Source organism: Microbacterium azadirachtae, assembly GCF_025583665.1.
Classification (GTDB): Bacteria; Actinomycetota; Actinomycetes; order Actinomycetales; family Microbacteriaceae; genus Microbacterium; species Microbacterium azadirachtae.
Window position 1 is genome coordinate 1,028,668 of the sequence record NZ_CP099706.1, and the last position, 16,282, is coordinate 1,044,949.

The 16,282-nt window shown below is 72.2% G+C and carries 15 protein-coding genes; 11 read left to right on the top strand and 4 right to left on the bottom strand.

The window, feature by feature from the left end; genetic code table 11:
- Positions 1-30: 30 nt before the first annotated feature.
- The 7 genes from NFX31_RS04820 to NFX31_RS04850 all read left to right on the top strand — a co-directional run bounded on the left by NFX31_RS04820 (position 31) and on the right by NFX31_RS04850 (position 6,904).
- Positions 31-972 (top strand): ABC transporter permease, encoded by a 942-nt coding sequence (locus NFX31_RS04820; protein WP_045248885.1) that lies wholly within the window; start codon positions 31-33, stop codon positions 970-972.
- Positions 969-2,777, top strand: a complete 1,809-nt coding sequence (locus NFX31_RS04825; RefSeq protein ID WP_262956911.1) for a dipeptide/oligopeptide/nickel ABC transporter permease/ATP-binding protein — start codon at positions 969-971, stop codon at positions 2,775-2,777. Before NFX31_RS04820 ends, NFX31_RS04825 begins: the two co-directional genes overlap by 4 nt.
- Positions 2,774-3,607: an ATP-binding cassette domain-containing protein gene (locus NFX31_RS04830; protein WP_262956912.1), complete on the top strand. Its 834-nt coding sequence runs from the start codon at positions 2,774-2,776 to the stop codon at positions 3,605-3,607. The genes NFX31_RS04825 and NFX31_RS04830 overlap by 4 nt, the downstream gene beginning before the upstream one ends.
- Positions 3,608-3,675: 68 nt before the next feature.
- The gene (locus NFX31_RS04835; protein WP_045248888.1) at positions 3,676-4,263 is read left to right on the top strand and encodes a TetR/AcrR family transcriptional regulator; all 588 of its coding nucleotides are present in this window, start codon (positions 3,676-3,678) and stop codon (positions 4,261-4,263) included.
- Positions 4,264-4,309: 46 nt separating this feature from the next.
- Positions 4,310-5,023, top strand: a complete 714-nt coding sequence (locus NFX31_RS04840) for an alpha/beta fold hydrolase (protein WP_045248889.1) — start codon at positions 4,310-4,312, stop codon at positions 5,021-5,023.
- Positions 5,024-5,195: 172 nt separating this feature from the next.
- A complete protein-coding gene (locus NFX31_RS04845) occupies positions 5,196-6,179 on the top strand; it encodes a methyltransferase family protein (RefSeq protein WP_045248890.1) in 984 nt (327 codons plus the stop codon).
- A gap of 410 nt (positions 6,180-6,589) precedes the next feature.
- Positions 6,590-6,904 carry a GIY-YIG nuclease family protein gene (locus NFX31_RS04850; RefSeq protein ID WP_045248891.1) on the top strand — a complete coding sequence of 105 codons (315 nt, stop codon included), beginning with the start codon at positions 6,590-6,592 and terminating at the stop codon, positions 6,902-6,904.
- Between the two features lie 363 nt (positions 6,905-7,267).
- Here NFX31_RS04850 and NFX31_RS04855 read toward each other — a convergent pair whose 3' ends face one another.
- Positions 7,268-8,596: an amidohydrolase gene (locus NFX31_RS04855; RefSeq protein ID WP_262956913.1), complete on the bottom strand. Its 1,329-nt coding sequence runs from the start codon at positions 8,594-8,596 to the stop codon at positions 7,268-7,270.
- Positions 8,597-8,866: 270 nt separating this feature from the next.
- On the opposite strand from NFX31_RS04855, the gene NFX31_RS04860 reads away from it, so the two are divergent.
- The 3 genes from NFX31_RS04860 (at position 8,867) to NFX31_RS04870 (ending at position 12,202) form a co-directional block, all read left to right on the top strand.
- Positions 8,867-10,318, top strand: coding sequence for a glyceraldehyde-3-phosphate dehydrogenase (locus NFX31_RS04860; protein WP_045251305.1), 1,452 nt, complete (start codon positions 8,867-8,869; stop codon positions 10,316-10,318).
- Positions 10,319-10,491: 173 nt separating this feature from the next.
- A complete protein-coding gene (locus tag NFX31_RS04865; RefSeq protein ID WP_045251306.1) occupies positions 10,492-11,160 on the top strand; it encodes a response regulator transcription factor in 669 nt (222 codons plus the stop codon).
- A 31-nt stretch (positions 11,161-11,191) separates the two neighbouring features.
- Positions 11,192-12,202: a sensor histidine kinase gene (locus NFX31_RS04870; RefSeq protein ID WP_045251307.1), complete on the top strand. Its 1,011-nt coding sequence runs from the start codon at positions 11,192-11,194 to the stop codon at positions 12,200-12,202.
- On the opposite strand, the gene NFX31_RS04875 is transcribed toward NFX31_RS04870, so the two are convergent.
- The 3 genes from NFX31_RS04875 to NFX31_RS04885 are packed head-to-tail and all read right to left on the bottom strand — an operon-like array spanning position 12,186 to position 15,023.
- Positions 12,186-13,052, bottom strand: coding sequence for an FAD:protein FMN transferase (locus tag NFX31_RS04875; protein WP_052674412.1), 867 nt, complete (start codon positions 13,050-13,052; stop codon positions 12,186-12,188). The genes NFX31_RS04870 and NFX31_RS04875 overlap by 17 nt on opposite strands.
- The gene (locus tag NFX31_RS04880) at positions 13,049-13,594 is read right to left on the bottom strand and encodes an FMN-binding protein (protein WP_045251308.1); all 546 of its coding nucleotides are present in this window, start codon (positions 13,592-13,594) and stop codon (positions 13,049-13,051) included. Before NFX31_RS04880 ends, NFX31_RS04875 begins: the two co-directional genes overlap by 4 nt.
- A 19-nt stretch (positions 13,595-13,613) precedes the next feature.
- Positions 13,614-15,023, bottom strand: a complete 1,410-nt coding sequence (locus NFX31_RS04885) for a ferredoxin reductase family protein (RefSeq protein ID WP_045251309.1) — start codon at positions 15,021-15,023, stop codon at positions 13,614-13,616.
- Positions 15,024-15,201: 178 nt separating this feature from the next.
- On the opposite strand from NFX31_RS04885, the gene NFX31_RS04890 reads away from it, so the two are divergent.
- Entirely contained in the window at positions 15,202-16,272 is a 1,071-nt protein-coding gene (locus tag NFX31_RS04890) for a winged helix DNA-binding domain-containing protein (protein ID WP_262956914.1), read from the top strand.
- The last annotated feature ends 10 nt before the right edge of the window (positions 16,273-16,282 follow it).

A 16,282-nucleotide genomic window follows, 5' to 3' on the forward strand; every position in this document is an offset into this window, starting at 1 on the left:
CCCGCTCCTCCTCACCCCCGAGAGGCCCCCATGCTCCTGTTCACCGCGAAGCGGCTGCTGTCCGGCATCGTGCTGCTCGTGGTCGTCTCCGTCGCGACGTTCTTCCTCGCGCACCTGGCGATCAAGGATCCGACCGCCGCGCTCCTCGGCACCACCGCGAGCCCGGCGCAGCAGGCGGCGCTGGCGACGAAGATCGGCATCGACCGTCCGCTGCTCGTGCAGTTCTGGGACTGGTTCTCGCACCTGCTCACGGGCGACTTCGGCACCTCCTGGCGCAACTTCCAGCCCGTGGGCGCACAGCTCGCGATCAAGATCCCGGTGACGCTCTCCGTGGTGACGTTCGCGACGCTGCTCACCGCGATCCTGGGCATCGCCTTCGGCATGATCACGGGTCTGCGGCCCGGCACCTGGTTCGACCGGATCCTCAAGGGCGTCTCGGTCGTGCTGTTCGCCCTGCCGGGCTTCTGGGTCAGCCTCGTGCTCGTGCTGTGGTTCGCCGTGCAGCTCAAGTGGTTCCCCGCCGTGGGCTACGTGCAGCCGTCGCAGTCGGTCGACGGGTGGATCCGCTCGCTCACGCTGCCCGCCGTCTCGCTGGCTCTCGGCGGCGTGGTCGCGGTCTCCGAGCAGCTGCGCAACGCCGTGATCGCGCAGAGCCGGCAGGACTGGGTGCGCACCCTGCGCAGCCGGGGCCTGTCGGCGACGCGCGTGAACCTGCACATCCTGCGCAACGCCTCGCCGGCGGCGCTCACCGTCATCGCGCTCATGTTCGTCGGGCTGCTCAGCGGCGCGATCGTGGTCGAGCAGATCTTCAGCCTCCCCGGCATCGGCATGCTCACCAACCAGTCCTCGCAGAACGGCGACATCCCCATGCTCCTCGGCATCACGGTGGTGTCGATCGTCTTCGTCGTCCTGATCAACCTCCTGCTCGACCTCGTGCTCGGCTGGATCAACCCGAAGGTGCGCGTCGCATGACCACCACCGACATCCGCGTCGCGTTCGACCGCGCGAAGCAGCGCCGCCGCTCCGGCCTGTTCCGCCGCTTCCTGCGCCATCCCGGCGGGTACGTCCCGCTGGCGGTCTTCGTGCTCATCGTGCTGGTCGGGGTGTTCGCGACCCTGCTCGCGCCGATGGACCCGAACTTCGTCGATCTCGCCGCCGCCAAGGCCCCGCCCTCGGCCGCGCACCTGCTCGGCGCCGACTCCACCGGCCGCGACATCCTCAGCCGTCTCATCTACGGCACCCGGATCACGATCTGGGGCGCGCTCGTCACGATCGTCACGGCCGTCGTGATCGGCGTGCCGTCCGGCGTCGCCGCGGGCTACTTCCGCGGCGTCTTCGACCGGATCGCCCTGTGGGTGAGCGACGCCCTGCAGTCGATCCCCGGCATGATCATCCTGCTCGTGGTCGCCGCGGGCAGCCGCAACAACTTCGAGCTGCTCATGGTCACGGTCGGCGTCTTCATGGTGCCCGGCTACTTCCGCATCGCCCGCTCGCAGACCCTCGCGGTGCGCGAGGAGCCGTACATCGACGCGGCGCGCGTGTCCGGGCTCTCCGACCTGCGGATCATCTCCCGCCACGTCGTCGCCGCCGTCTATCCGCCCGTCATCATCCAGACCGCGCTCACCGCGGGGATGGCGATGGGCATGCAGGCGGGCCTGCAGTTCCTCGGCATCGGCGACTCGAACGTGCCGAGCTGGGGCGCGATGATGCTCGAGGGCTTCCGGCTCATGCTCACCTACCCGCTGATGCTGCTCTGGCCCTCCGTCGCCCTCGGCCTCACCATCGCCGTGCTGGCGATCATGGGCTCCACGCTCGCCGAGCTCGCGCAGGTGCGCACGCCGCGGCTGCGCCGGCGCGGGCGCTCCGCCGTCACCGCGGACGCGGCGGCCGCCCCGGCGACCGGCGCCGTGCGGCACGCCGCCGAGGCGTCGGCGCTGCGCGTGGAGAACCTCCGCGTGAGCCACGCGACGCCGAACGGGGTGGTCGAGGTGGTGCACGGCGTGACCTTCGACGTGGCCCCGGGCGAGGTCGTCGGGATCGTCGGCGAATCCGGATCCGGCAAGTCGCAGACGATCTTCTCGGTGCTCGACCTGCTGCCGGCCAGCGGCGCGAGCGCCGCCGACGCGATCCTCATCGCCGGGCGCGAGGTCACCGCGGCGGCGCCGAAGCAGCGCCAGGCGCTCCTCGGCCGCGAGCTCGGGTACGTGCCGCAGGAGCCCATGAGCAACCTCGATCCCTCGTACACGATCGGGCACCAGCTGATCGAGCCGCTGCGGCGCGTGCACGGCATGAGCGCCGCCGACGCGAAGGCGCGCGCACGGGAGGTGCTGCTGCGCGTGGGGCTCGCGGATCCGGAGCGCGTGATGCGCAGCTATCCGCACCAGGTCTCCGGCGGCATGGCGCAGCGCGTGCTCATCGCCGGAGCCATCTCGGGGAAGCCCTCGATCCTGATCGCGGACGAGCCCACCACGGCCCTCGACGTGACCGTGCAGGCCGAGGTGCTCGAGCTGCTGCGCGAACTGCAGCAGGAATACGGCATGGCCCTGCTCATCGTCACCCACAACTTCGGCGTGGTGGCCGACATCTGCGATCGCGTGATCGTGATGCGCGGCGGCGAGATCGTCGAGCAGGGCGACGCGGATCCGCTGTTCGCCCGTCCGCAGCAGCCGTACACCCGAGAGCTCATCGCCGCGTCCCTGGACGATGCGGCAGGGCGCGCAGAACTGGATGCGACCGCCGCCTCCGCGGCCGCGACGACGACGGAGGTGCGCGCATGACCGCGCTGCTCGAGGTGCAGGATCTGGTCGTCGAGTACGGCCGCGGACGCAAGGCCTTCCGCGCCCTGCACGGCGTCTCGATCGACGTCGCGTCGGGCGAGTGCATGGGCCTGGTGGGGGAGTCCGGCTCGGGCAAGTCCACGCTCGGCAAGGCGATCCTGGGTCTCGCTCCCGTGACGTCGGGCAGCATCCGCTTCGACGGCAGGGACATCACGGCGCTCGGCCGGGCGGAGCGCCGCGCGCTCGCCGCCGACGTGCAGGTCGTGTTCCAGGATCCCTACGGCTCGCTCAACCCGGCGATGACGATCGGCGAGATCCTCACCGAGCCTCTGCTGACCAGCGGACTGGGCGGCGCGGAGTCGCAGCGGCGGGTGCGGGAGATGCTCGATCGCGTGCGCCTGCCTGAGGCGGCGATGGACCGCTATCCGAGCGAGTTCTCCGGCGGGCAGCGTCAGCGCGTCGCGATCGCCCGGGCTCTGGTGCGCCGGCCGCGGCTGATCGTGTGCGATGAGCCCGTCAGCGCGCTCGACCTCACCACGCAGGCCACGATCCTGGATCTCTTCATCGAGCTGCAGCGCGACACGGGGGTCTCCTACCTCTTCGTCTCGCACGACCTCGGGGTGGTGCGGCGCGTCTGCCATCGTGTCGCGGTCATGTACCGCGGTGAGATCGTCGAGACGGGGGAGGGCGAGCAGATCACCCGGGCGCCCCGGCATCCGTACGCGGAGCGGCTGCGGCTGGCCTCGCCGGTGGCCGACCCCGTCGTGCAGAGGACGCGCCGTGCCGAATGGCTGGCGCTGCGCGAGGCCGCGGATGCGCCGGTACGGTAGCAGGCAGCGGTCCCGCCGGGCCGCGCCCGGCATCGCGTCGTCGCCCGGCGTCTCGTCGAAAGGAACCCATGCCGAAGATCATCGATCACGACCAGCGCCGTCGGGAGATCGTCGAGGTCGCCAAGGGGATCATCCTCAAGGGCGGGTTCGAGGCGGCGACCATGCGCAGCATCGCCGCGGAGGCGGGGTTCGCGAACGGGGCGCTGAAGCACTACTTCCCGGGCAAGGAGAGCATCGTCGCGGCGACGTTCGAGACCGTGCTGCACGAGCACGACCTGTGGCTGCAGGCGTCGATCTCGGCCGAGCTCGGACCGGAGGAGATGCTGCGACAGGTCCTGATCGGCACGCTCCCCAGCGGACGGGACGAGATCGCCAGCGGACGCGTCCTGCTCGCCCTGTGGGAGTACGCGATGTCGAACGAGTCGCTCGCCGAGCTCTACCAGGTGCACCTGGCGCGCTGGAGATCCATGCTCGTGGAGCGGATGGAAGCGGCCAGGGACGCCGGCGCGATCCGCGACCAGGACTACATCGCGATGGCGAACGAGTTCATCTCGGTCGCCGTGGGGGCGACCGTGATCAACCTCATGTACCCCGACGGCGACCGCATCCCCGACTATCAGGCCTACATCGACCGGTTCCTCGCGCGACTGCGCTGACCGGCTCCGCGGCGGCCTCCACCCCTCACCGAGAGGAGGGCGCCCGATGACCGGTGCACCCGAGACCACCCTGTCCGTCACCCGGAGCGGGGGGACCGGCCGTCCGGTGCTGTTCCTCCACGGCCTCGCCTCCCACGCGGCCCTCGACTGGCCCGCGCAGGACTGGGCGCCCGTGCTCGGCGGCAGGCCGGCCGTGCGCATCGACCTGCCTGCGCACGGCCGCAGCCCGCGGGTCGGCGTGCTCCCCACCCGCGGGGTGGTCGAGCTCATCGCCGATGCCGTCGCGGGGGAGGAGGTCGACGTCGTGGCCTACTCCCTCGGAGCGCGACTCGCCTGGGCGCTCGCCGGGCACCCGGGGACGACCGTGCGCCGCCTGGTGCTGGGCGGGCTCAGCCCGATCGAGCCGTTCACGCTGGTCGATCTGCCGTCTGCGCGCGCCGCGCTCGCCGGCGGCGAGGCGCCAGCGGATCCGATCACGGGCATGATCCTCGGCATGGCGACATCGCCCGGCAACCGGCCGGATGCACTGCTCGACCTCATCGCGGGCCTGGCCTCCGAGCCGTTCGACCCGGCGGTCGGAGTCCCGCAGCAGCCGGTGCTGCTGATCGGCGGCAGCGAGGACCCGATGGCGCAGGGGATCGACGCCCTCGCCGCCGCGGTGCCGCACGCCCGCGTCGTGCGTGTGCCGGGCGATCACGGCGCCGCGCTGCACGCGCCGGAGTTCCGCGTGGCCGTGGCGGAGTTCCTCGCGGAGGACTGAGCCCGGCCCGGTGCCCCGGGGCCGTTGGGCGAGGACGCCGAAGATGCCGGCCCGCTCCGGGCGTTGAGCGAGGACGCCGAAGGCGCCCGAGACGAGACGCGGTTCCCGAACAATCCCTGGACACCCTCGACCTTTAATTCCTACAATCGTAGAAACACGAAAGGCAAGACACATGACCACCACCCCCGACGCCGCGCGGATCCTGGACATTGCCACCGGCTACATGGCCTCGAAGCAGCTCTTCGAAGCGAGCAGGATCGGCCTCTTCGGCGCGATCGCCGACGGCGCCGACACCGTGCCCGCGATCGCGGAGCGCACCGGCGTGAGCGAGCGCATCGCCCGCATCCTCGCCGACGCGATGGCGGGCAAGGGCCTGCTCACCCGCACCGACGGGCGCTACGCGCTCGAGGCGGACGCCGCCGCCTATCTCGCCGGCGGCGCCGCCGAGCTCGACCTCGCGCCCTTCCTCACCTTCCTCGGCGAGATCAGCTACCCGCACTGGCTGCAGTTCGCGCACACGGTGGACACCGCCGAGCCCGGCGAGCTGCAGATGGACGACGCGCGCTGGGGCACCTTCATGGCCGGCGTGATGACGTACAACGCCCTGCACGCGCAGGAGTTCGGCCGCCTCGTCGACCTGTCCGGGGCGACGAACGCGCTCGACTTCGGCGGGCTGTCCGCGGGCTTCGCGGTCGAGGCGATGACGCGCAACCCCGCCCTGCGCACGACGTTCCTCTACGCCCCCGGCTTCGAGGACGGCGTCGCGGAGGCGGTCGAGGCTGCGGGCCTGGCGGACCGGGCGAGCGTGCAGGTCGGCGACACGGCGACGGCGCAGCCGGAGGGGTCCTACGATGCCGTGCTCGCGAACCACGTGATCCACCGCTTCTCCGCCGAAGAGAACGCGCAGATCTTCCGGAACCTGCGTGCGGCGGCGGTGCCGGGGGCGACCCTCACCGTGCTCGACTTCTTCCTCGACGACGACCCCGGCCAGCGCGCCATCGACGCGCTGCACGCGGGGGAGTACCTCGTGATCGACGGCACCGTGGTCTATCCGGAGGCGCAGGTGCGCGGCTGGCTCGAGGATGCGGGTTGGCAGGTGCGCGAGAAGATCGCGCTTCCGGCGAGCCCCCGCGTGCTCGTCGCGACGGCGGTGTGAGACCGCGTCGCCCCGTCCTGCTCCTGTGCGGGCGGGGCGGCGCATCAGGATCCGGACCTGCGGACGGGATCGGATCCAGGGCGGGCGACGAGCGGACACGTCGCCCGCCCCATATGGTCCCTGAGGTTCTCGAAGGGCCCGGCGGGTTTGGTCCCTGAGGTTCTCGAAGGGACGGGGTGCGCGGCGCCGGTCCCTGAGGCTCTCGAAGGTCCCTGAGGTTCTCGAAGGGACCGGGGGTCGCTTCGAGTGCCTCAGCGACCGGGAGGGGCCGGGGTGTCGCTTCGAGTGCCTCAGCGACCGGGCGGCGGTGGCGGGGGTCCCTGAGGCTCTCGAAGGGACAGAGGCGCTGCCCCGAAAAGCCCCTGTGGACAACGCGCCCGACGCTTCCGGGGTTCTGCGAGCATCGCCGCATGGCATGGACGTACATCGTCGAGTGCAGTGACGGCGCCTTCTACACGGGCAGCACGGGGCGCGACCTGGAGGCTCGGATCTGGGAGCACAACCACGACGACGTCATGGGGGCGAACTTCACGCGCAGGCGCCGGCCCGTGCGCCTGGTCTGCGCCGAGTGGTTCGAGACTGTGGATCTGGCGTTCGCGCGGGAGAAGCAGATCCAGGGGTGGTCGAGGGCGAAGAAGATCGCACTGATCGAGGAGCGCGGTGCCGACCTGCCGTGGCTGTCGCTGCGCCGGACTCCGGACGAGCGGTCCCGCCCCGGTCTCTGAGGTCGTCATAGGTCCCTGAGGTTCTCGAAGGGGCGCGGGGGTGGGGTTGGTCCCTGAGGTTCTCGAAGGGGCGCGGGGGTGGGGTTGGTCCCTGAGGTTCTCGAAGGGACGGGGGTCGTTTCGAGAACCTCAGTGACCGAAGGGGGCGCGGGTGTGGGTTGGTCCGTGAGGTTCTCGAAGGGACGGGGGTCGCTTCGAGTGCCTCAGCGACCGAAGGGGGCGCGGGGGTCGCTTCGAGTGCCTCGGCGACCGGGGCTCAGCGACCGAAGGGGGCGCGGGGGTCGCTTCGAGTGCCTCAGCGACCGAAGGGGGCGCCGGGGGTCGCTTCGAGTGCCTCAGCGACCGGGGCTCGGCGACCGGGGGTCAGCGGTCGGCGGCGAACACCGTGCGGCCGTCGACGATCGTGCGGGAGATCCCGATGGCGGCGATCGCGCGACCGGGCTCGGCGGGGTCCTCGTCCAGGACGGCGACATCGGCGACCTTGCCCACCTCGAGCGTGCCCTTCCAGGAGTCGGCGCCGTCCTGGCGGGCCGGGTCGACGGTCACGCGCCGCAGCAGCTGCTCGCGCGTGCCGGCGTCGTCGCGGTCGAGCAGGGCGAGCGAGGCGTCGAGCCCGACCCGCCAATCGGGCGTCGCGATCGGGGCGTCGCTCGTGATCGTCGTGAGCGTCCCGGAGGCGATCATCTCGTGCAGCGGCCAGGCCGCCGCGGCGCGGGCCGGGCCCAGCTGCGCGCCGGCCCAGGCGCGGGTGTGCTCGGCGATGAGCGGCTGCACCGCGAATCCGGCGCCGACCGCCCGCATGCGCGCGATCTGCTCGGCGGAGGCGAGGTCGGCGTGCACGACGTAGTGCGGGGCGGATCCGGATGCCGGCCGGTCCTCGAGCACACGGAGGAACTCCTCGATCGAGCGGTCGCCCGTGGCGTGCACCGCGACCTGCTCGCCGCATTCGAGCGCGAGCGAGATCATCCGCCGATAGGCGTGCAGCGCGCCGTCGGCGCCCCGCGGCAGCAGCGCGCCCGTCGTTCCGTCGGGGTAGGGCGCGCTGACCCAGGCCGTGCTCATGGGCGGTATCCCGTCGGCGAAGATCTTGACGCCCGTGACGGCGAGCCAGCGCAGATCCGTGTCCGGCTTCGGCGTGCGGATCCCGCGTTCGAAGGCCGCGAGGTCCGCCGTGCCGTCCAGCTCGCCGAACAGGCGCAGCAGGGTCACGCGGGCGGTCTGGGATCCGGCGCGGTGCAGCTCGAGGTAGGCGTCCATCATCGCCGTGCCGAAGCAGCCGGTCTCGCCCTCGTCCTCGCCGGGGCCGATCCCAGGCTCGGTGTAGCTCGTGATGCCCAGCTCGGCGAGCAGGCGCCAGGCGCGGCGAAGGGCGTCGCGGCGCTCCTCCTGCGTGTGGACGAGCCGCCCGGACGGCTGCTCGTGCGGCGGGGTTTCGGAGAAGAACAGGTGCGGCCAGCGCGCGCCGAGCCAGGCGGCATGCAGGTGCGCGTCGTTGACCCCGGGGATCGCCGTGCGACCGTCGAGGTCGAGAGTCTGCGCCGCCCGGAGCCGGAGTGTGTCCCTGCCGGTGGCGACGATGCGGCCGGCGCGGACGGCGAGCGCGTCGACGACGGAGCCCTGCGCATCGAAGGTGCGGATCCGTCCGCCGTGGAGGAGGAGATCGGCCTCGTCGCCGCGCGGTGTCCCATTCATTATTCCACCAGTGTAGACGAAAACGAAGATGATCGAGGACGAGCGGATCCGGCGCGCCGCCGTGCGCGATCCACGGAGGATCCCGCGCAATTGCCTGGGCCGCCGAGGACATGTCGGGGCCCTGCTTCAGCCTGGCGTCAAGAAGCGCATTTCTTGCGACCCGGAATGGCCGGATCGGCGCGAGGCCGGCGCCTAGCCTGGGAGAGGGCGGATCCGCCCCTCCCGATTCCGCGCCACTCATCCCTGGCGCATGTGCTTGCAAGGACGCTGATGAACGACTTCGCCGCGCGCCGCGACGACTGGAAGGCCCGAGAAGAACTCGCCGAGCGGATGATCCCGCTGATCGGCGGCCTGAACCGCGAGCGAGACGTGGTGACGTCGCTGCACGGTCACCGTCTGCTGGGGCTGGGCACCACCGAGATCCTCGAGGTCCACGAGCGGGTCGCCGCCCTCGGCCACGATGAGCTGGCGCTCGAGGACACGCTTGCCGTGCTCGAGGCGCTTCGGCAGCTGTCGCCCTCGGCCGCCTCGCTCGACGTCGGCCGCCTCGCCGAGTCCGTGCAGGGGGACGTCGCGGGCCTCGTCGACCGGCTCCGCACCGAGCTCGCCCCGGCGCTGAGCGAGGCCTCCCCGGCCGAGCCGACCGATGTGGTGCTCTACGGCTTCGGGCGCATCGGCCGCCTGCTCGCGCGCATCCTCATCGCGCACACCGGCGGCGGCAGCGGACTGCGCCTGCGCGCGATCGTCGTGCGCAAGGGTGCCGAGAACGACCTCGTCAAGCGCGCCTCGCTGCTGCTGCGCGACTCCGTGCACGGCCGGTTCGAGGGCTCCGTCGACGTTGACGAGGAGAACTCGCAGATCATCGCGAACGGCACGCGGATCCAGGTCATCTACTCGGACGACCCTGCGGCGATCGACTACACCGCCTACGGGATCCACGACGCGATCGTGGTCGACAACACCGGCCGCTGGCGCGACGAGGCCGGCCTCAGCCGCCACCTGGAGTCGACCGGCGTCGCACGCGTGCTGCTCACGGCCCCGGGCAAGGGCGAGCTGAAGAACATCGTGCACGGCATCAACCACGACACGATCGAGGATGCCGACCGGATCCTCTCCGCCGCGTCCTGCACCACCAACGCGATCACGCCGGTGCTCAAGGCCGTCGACGAGGCGTACGGCATCGTCCGGGGGCACGTCGAGACCGTGCACTCGTTCACGAACGATCAGAACCTCATCGACAACTTCCACTCGGGCGATCGCCGCGGCCGCTCCGCCGTGCTCAACATGGTGATCACGGAGACCGGCGCCGCGAAGGCCGTGGCCCGCGCGCTCCCGGAGCTCGCCGGCAAGCTCACCGGATCCGCGATCCGCGTGCCCACGCCCGATGTCTCGCTCGCCGTGCTGCACCTCACGCTCGAGCGTCCGGCGGAGAAGGCCGAGATCAACGACTACCTGCGCCGCGTGTCGCTGCACTCCAAGCTCCGCCAGCAGATCGACTACGTCGAGTCGCCCGAGGTCGTCTCCACCGACTTCGTCGGCTCGCACCGCGCCGGCATCGTCGACGGCCTCGCGACGATCGCGAACGGCACCGACGTGATCCTCTACGTCTGGTACGACAACGAGTACGGCTACTCCAGTCAGGTCATCCGCGTCCTCGAGGTGATGGCGGGATCCCACCCGATCGTGCTGCCGGTGCGCCGCGAGGTGACCCTGCACGGCTGACCGGCCGGAAACCGTCCCCCTCCTTCCGTCTATTTCTGCCGAACTGCGGCTTTCGGGGCCCCGGAGCCGCAGTTCCGCAGAAATAGACGGATCCGGACGGATCCAGCGGGCGGCGCGTTTCTGGGCTTCGTCTTGGAAGCGGTGTGGTGCGATCCTGAGGACAGGAGGACCGCATGACCGACCCGCGACCTCGGCTGCTCTACGTCGAGGACGACGCCGCCATCGCCGAGATGACGCTCGAGGTGCTCGGCGACGCATACCTCGTCGACCATGTGACCGACGGGACGGTGGCGCTGCGCCGCGCGCTGGACGAGCGCTACGACGTGATGCTGGTCGACCGGCGCCTGCCGGGCATGGACGGAGCGAGCCTCGTCGGCGCGATCCGCACGGCGAGGATCACCACGCCCGTCCTCATGCTCACCGCCCTCGGCGCCGTGCCGGACCGGGTCGAGGGTCTCGATGCGGGCGCGAACGACTACCTCACCAAGCCGTTCGACTTCGACGAGCTGCTGGCCCGGCTGAGGGCGCTTCGCCGGGGGTTCCAGGCGGAGGGGCGGCGGAGGACGATCGGCGACTGGATCTTCATCCCGGACTCGTGGGTGGTGCATTCCCCGGCCGGCCTGCGGGTCTCGCTGACGGCCACGGAGGCGGCGTTCCTGGAGTTCCTCTCCGCGAGCCCGGAGCGCGTCTTCAGCCGTGAGGAGATCCTCCGCGGCGTCTTCTCCTCGGCGGACGGGGTCGGCACCGTCGACACCTACGTGCACTACATCCGGCGCAAGACGACGCCCGAGATGATCGACACGGTCCGCGGCCGCGGCTACCGCGCCGGGGATCCGACATGACCGAGCGCGGCATGGCCGAAGGGCGGGCGGCGTGAGCGCCTCGGCCGATCGCGCGCGCGTGCGGCGCTCGGCGCGTCAGATCGGACTGTGGACCGGCATCGCGTCGGCCGTCGTGATCGCGGCCGGCGTCGGCATCCTCGTCGCCGTGATCCTCGGGACGTCCCGGCCGCAGGGCGGGGATCCGGTGTCGGCGGGGTCGAGGCCGGGCGGCTTCGAGCTGCGGGATCCCGACCATGTCGTCGTCGACGTGGATCGCGTGCTGCCCTGGGTGATCGTGCTCGGGATCCTGGGCGTCGCGGTGCTCGGGATCATCGCGTGGCTCACCGCCCGCCGGGCCGTGGCCCCGCTGGAGGTGGCGCTGCAGGCGCAGCGCGATTTCGTGGCCGATGCGAGCCACGAGCTGCGCACCCCGCTCACGGCCCTGTCCAGCCGGGTGCAGATCCTCCAGCGCCGCGTCGCCCGCGGCGAGGACATCGGCGACGCCCTCGGCCGGCTGCGCAAGGACGCCGCCGCGATGGACGACATCCTCACCGAGCTCCTCCTCGCGGCCCAGGCCGACCAGGAGCCGGTCGAGCAGGCGGTGTCGAACCCGGCCGACGCGGCGCGGGAGGCGATGGAGCTGGTCCGGCCGATCGCAGACGGCGCGGGCGTGAACCTGGAGGCCGGGAGCCTTGCCGAGCTCGCCGTCGCGGTGCCCGCCGTGACGCTCACACGCCTGTGCACCGCGCTGCTCGACAACGCCGTGCAGCATGCCCCGAACGGTACGGCGGTGGCGATCTCCGCGGTCGCCGTCGGCGCGGCGGTCGTCGAGGTGCGCGTGACGGACCAGGGACCCGGCGTCCCCGCGGGGGAGCGGGATCGCATCTTCACCCGGTTCGCGCGCGGGCCCGAGACGGGGCGCCGGCGCGGCTTCGGCCTGGGGCTCGCGCTGGTGCGCGACGTGGCGACGCGCTACGGCGGATCCATCGCCCTGGAGAGCACGACGGCGGCGGGCACGACGTTCCTGCTGCGCCTTCCCGCGGCGGTCAGCCGCCGACGGTGAGGAGCGCGTCCGCGGACGGGCCGACTTCGACGCCGTGCGTCCACCGCCGGATCCGGCCGTCCGGTGCCTGGATCATCCCGGACGTGTCCGGTGCCTGCCGCAGCCAGCTCAGGTCGTCGAACCCCGCCACCACCGCGATCGTGGCCCAGGCGTCCGCGTCGCTCAGCCGCTTCGCCATGACCGTCGCGGTGGCGGCGTCGGCGACCGGTGCGCCGGTGCGCGGATCGACGATGTGGGCGCCGCGCTCCCCGGGGCCGGAGGTCGCGACCGCCCCGTCGCGGAGGGGCATGCGCGCGCGCAGCGCGCCGGGACGCCGCGCGTCGACGATGCCGACGTCCCAGGTCCAGTCCGCCCCGGGCGCGGTGTGCAGCTGCATGTCGCCGCCCGCGGAGAGCCCCGCGGCGACCACCCCCTCTTCCGCGAGCAGCGGCGTCAGGTGCGCCGCGGCGCGCTCGACCGCCCAGCCCTTGACATAGCCGGTCGGATCGAACCAGCCCTGCCGTGCGGCGTCGAAGCGTCCGCCGCTCGCCGCGGCGAGGCGGATGCACGCGTCGAAGACCTCCCGCACCAGCGGATCCGCGTCCTCGAGACACAGGCCGCCGTCGCGCAGCCGCGAGATCTCCGAGTCGGAGCGGAACGGCGAGAACAGCGCGTCAAGGCGGCGGAGCTCGTCCAGCGCCGCGTCCTGGGCCGCGGAGATCCGCTCGGCCGCCCCGTCGGCGGGGGAGCCGACGGTCAGCACGTGCGCGCTCGCGACCGTGCCCATGAGCTCGGCGGTGCGGACGTGACGGTGCGGGGACGCGAGCGGGCGCGCAGGGGAGCGTCGTCCGGACGCGGGAGCGGCGCTCATGCCTTCGCCTGGTCGATCGCGCTCTGCAGCGACTGCGTGTACCCGTCCGACGTGAAGGTCGCGCCCGACACCATGTCGATCTGCGCGTTCTGGGCGCTCTTGGTCTCGGAGATGAGGATCGGGATCGCCTGCGCGTTGATCTCCTCGTCGCGGCGCTCGGTGTTCGGGTACTGCGGCACCGAGACGTCGGTGATCTGTCCGCCGGACACCGTGATCGCGACCTGGACCGCGCCGTAGCGGGTGTCGGCCGCCTGGCCGGTGAACGTGCCGTCCTTGAGTCCGCTCGTCGTCGTGGATCCGCCGGACGAGGATCCGGACGTGGAGGATCCGGACGCAGAGGTTCCGGACGGTGCGGATGCGGAGGTCCCGGTCCCCGAGGCGGACGGCGCGCTCGTGCTCGTGCCGCCGGACGTGCCGGTCGTGGTCTTGGGCGCGATGCTGCCTGCAGCGGTCGGGGCGACCGCTTCGAGCGAGGTGCGGTAGCTGAACAGCAGCACGAGCCCGGTGAGGGTGGCGAGGACGGCGTAGACGATCTTCTTCATGATGTTCTCCTCGTGCGTCTCAGACGGCGAACGCTTCGCTGTGGATCCGGGATCGTGCGACGCCCGCCCGGCGCAGATCGGCGCGGATGCTCTCCATCCAGGGGATCGGGCCGCACAGGTACACGTCGTAGCGGCTCAGGTCGCCGGCGATGCGCTGCAGCAGCTGCGCACCGTCCCACTGCGCGTGCGTCGCGGGCACCCAGCTCGTGCCGGTGCCCCCGCGCCGGCCGTGCAGCGTGTAGTGCACGAGCCCGCGCTCGACGGCGAGCCGGTCGATCTCGGCGCGGCGCAGGCCGTGCGCGGCCGAGTGGTCCCGGGTCAGCAGGATCGCCTCCCCGGGGGCGTACGCCTCCGATTCCAGCAGGGCGACCAGCGGGGCGACGCCGGCTCCCGCGCCGATCATCAGGAGCCGGGATCCGCTGCGCCGTTCACCGGTCATGTGGCCGTAGGGGCCCTCGACCATGACGCGGGTCCCGGGGCGGAGCTCGGCCAGCCGGTCCGTCCCATCGCCCACGCGGCGGGCGGAGATCACCAGTTCTCCGCCGGCCGGATCCGCGGCGAGCGAGAACGGGTGGCCACGCGTCCAGCCCGGGCCGTCGAGGAAGCGCCAGACGAAGAACTGGCCGGCGCGGGCGCCGAGCCGGTGCACCGCGCGCCCGGCGACGCGCACCGAGACCCCGTCCTGTCCGTCGGCGGTGACGGCGACGACGCGGAGCCCGTGGCGGGCGCTGCGGATCAGCGGCACCGCCCCGCGGAACCACAGGACGCCCGCAGCCGTGACGCCCCACAGCGCCCACCAGTAGACGGTCGCGCCGGGGGAGGCGGTGAAGTCCGCCCCGGTCCACAGCATGTGCGGGATCGCGAGGCCGACGCCGAGGTAGCCGTACAGGTGCAGCAGGTGCCAGGACTCGTAGCGCAGCCGGCGCCGGGCGCGGCGGATCGAGGTGACCACCACCAGGATCAGCAGCCCGGTGCCCGCGGTGGCGAGGAGCATCCCCGGGTAGTCCCACACGAAGTCCCACGCCTGGACGAGCACGTCGGTGTGCGACGTGATCGCGTAGCCGGCGGTGATCAGCACCAGGTGCGCGATGAGCAGCCAGAACGACCAGAACCCGACCAGCCGGTGCAGACGCGTGATGCCGTCCCTCCCGAAGCCGCGTTCGAACACCGGGATCCGGGCCATGAGGAGCACCTGGTACAGCAGCAGGTTGGCCGAGACGAGTCCCGTGAGGCGTCCGAGCGTGGTGAGGGAGTCGCCGTCGAGCGCGAGCAGCGATTGCACGCCGGCGCCCGCCACCCAGAGCGCGAGCACGAAGAGGCTCGTCGCCCAGATCAACGTCACCGCGGCGAGGCGCCAGCGCTCCGGCTGCGGTCGGCGCAGCGGTGCAGACCGCCGGGTGGCCGGGGCGAGGGTGGTGAGGGTTGCCATGGCACCATCGTCGAGGCCGTGCTGACAGAGAAGTCCAAGAATCGGGGTCCTTGAGCGCAGTCATAGCGAACTCATCGGAACGGCCGGGGATCCGTCTCGTGGCAGGGACCGGGCCTGCGACCGATCGTGCTTCGGGCCGCCGTCGATGGATGTCCGTCCGGCGCGGCATCATGGGGGCATGACGGCACTCCTGCGCGAACGGCTGCGCTCGCATCGGCTCACCGCCCCCGCCCGCACGCCCGTGGCCGCCGCGCGGCACATGCTCGCGGTGCAGGCCCAGGAGTTCCTCGCCGGCCGGTGGGCGCTCGGCGTCCGGTCCTCCGGCGCGCCCACGCTCGCCGCCGTCGACGCTGCGTTCGACCGCGGCGAGCTGGTGCGCACGCACACGATGCGGGGCACGCTGCACGTCATCCCCGCCGAGGACGTGCGCTGGGTGCTGTCCGTGACCGGCGACCGGCAGCTCCGTCAGGACGCCTCGCGCCAGCGCCAGCTGGGCATCGACGACGCGCTGGTCGCCCGGGTCGAGGCCGCGTTCCGGGAGCGGCTGGCCGAGGAAGGGCGCACCAGGGCGCAGTTGTTCGACGACCTCGTCGAGATCGGCGTCGACCCGTCCGGTCAGCGCGGCGTGCATCTCATCTACGCGCTCAACGTGCGGGGCGTCCTCGTGCAGGGGCCGGTCGTGCATCGCGACGACGCGGTCTCGCGCGAGCAGCTCTTCATGCTCGCCGAGGAATGGATCCCCGAGAGCGTCCCGCCCACGGATCCGCTCGCGGAGTTCTTCGTGCGCTTCATCGACGGGCACGGCCCCGCCACCGTCGACGACTTCGCCTGGTGGTCGGGGCTGCCGATCACCGTCGCCCGCGAGGCCGCGGAGCGCGGTCGCGCACGCGTGACGGAGCAGGACGACGGAGTCTTCGTCGGCGCGGTCCGTCCGCGGCGAGCGGCGGGCGCCGACGATGCCGCGACGCTCGCGCTGCCGATGTTCGACGAGTACTACATCTCCTACGCCGACCGGTCATCCGTGGCGTCGCCGGACAGCATGGCGCTGATCGGGCCCGGCAAGAACGGCATGGTGCGTGCCAGCCTGCTCACCGCGGGGCGCATCGCCGGCGCGTGGACGCATTCCGCGGCGGTCGGCCGGCACCGGGAGGATCCGGTCGCCGAGCTCTTCGACGAGGAGCAGGCCCCGGATCCCGGCGCCGTGGCCGCGGCCCTGCGCCGCTACGCCGACTTCGTGTCGGTGCACTGAGGCAGGGCGG

Excerpts from the sequence above, each read along its gene's own strand:
- NFX31_RS04850 (WP_045248891.1), top strand. The coding sequence starts at position 6,590 with ATGGCATGGACGTACATCGTCGAGTGCAGTGACGGCGCCTTCTACACG.
- NFX31_RS04840 (WP_045248889.1), top strand. The coding sequence starts at position 4,310 with ATGACCGGTGCACCCGAGACCACCCTGTCCGTCACCCGGAGCGGGGGG.
- NFX31_RS04885 (WP_045251309.1), bottom strand. The coding sequence starts at position 15,023 with ATGGCAACCCTCACCACCCTCGCCCCGGCCACCCGGCGGTCTGCACCG.
- NFX31_RS04820 (WP_045248885.1), top strand. The coding sequence starts at position 31 with ATGCTCCTGTTCACCGCGAAGCGGCTGCTGTCCGGCATCGTGCTGCTC.
- NFX31_RS04830 (WP_262956912.1), top strand. The coding sequence starts at position 2,774 with ATGACCGCGCTGCTCGAGGTGCAGGATCTGGTCGTCGAGTACGGCCGC.
- NFX31_RS04875 (WP_052674412.1), bottom strand. The coding sequence starts at position 13,052 with ATGAGCGCCGCTCCCGCGTCCGGACGACGCTCCCCTGCGCGCCCGCTC.
- NFX31_RS04855 (WP_262956913.1), bottom strand. The coding sequence starts at position 8,596 with ATGAATGGGACACCGCGCGGCGACGAGGCCGATCTCCTCCTCCACGGC.
- NFX31_RS04890 (WP_262956914.1), top strand. The coding sequence starts at position 15,202 with ATGACGGCACTCCTGCGCGAACGGCTGCGCTCGCATCGGCTCACCGCC.
- NFX31_RS04825 (WP_262956911.1), top strand. The coding sequence starts at position 969 with ATGACCACCACCGACATCCGCGTCGCGTTCGACCGCGCGAAGCAGCGC.
- NFX31_RS04880 (WP_045251308.1), bottom strand. The coding sequence starts at position 13,594 with ATGAAGAAGATCGTCTACGCCGTCCTCGCCACCCTCACCGGGCTCGTG.
- NFX31_RS04865 (WP_045251306.1), top strand. The coding sequence starts at position 10,492 with ATGACCGACCCGCGACCTCGGCTGCTCTACGTCGAGGACGACGCCGCC.
- NFX31_RS04845 (WP_045248890.1), top strand. The coding sequence starts at position 5,196 with ATGACCACCACCCCCGACGCCGCGCGGATCCTGGACATTGCCACCGGC.
- NFX31_RS04835 (WP_045248888.1), top strand. The coding sequence starts at position 3,676 with ATGCCGAAGATCATCGATCACGACCAGCGCCGTCGGGAGATCGTCGAG.
- NFX31_RS04860 (WP_045251305.1), top strand. The coding sequence starts at position 8,867 with ATGAACGACTTCGCCGCGCGCCGCGACGACTGGAAGGCCCGAGAAGAA.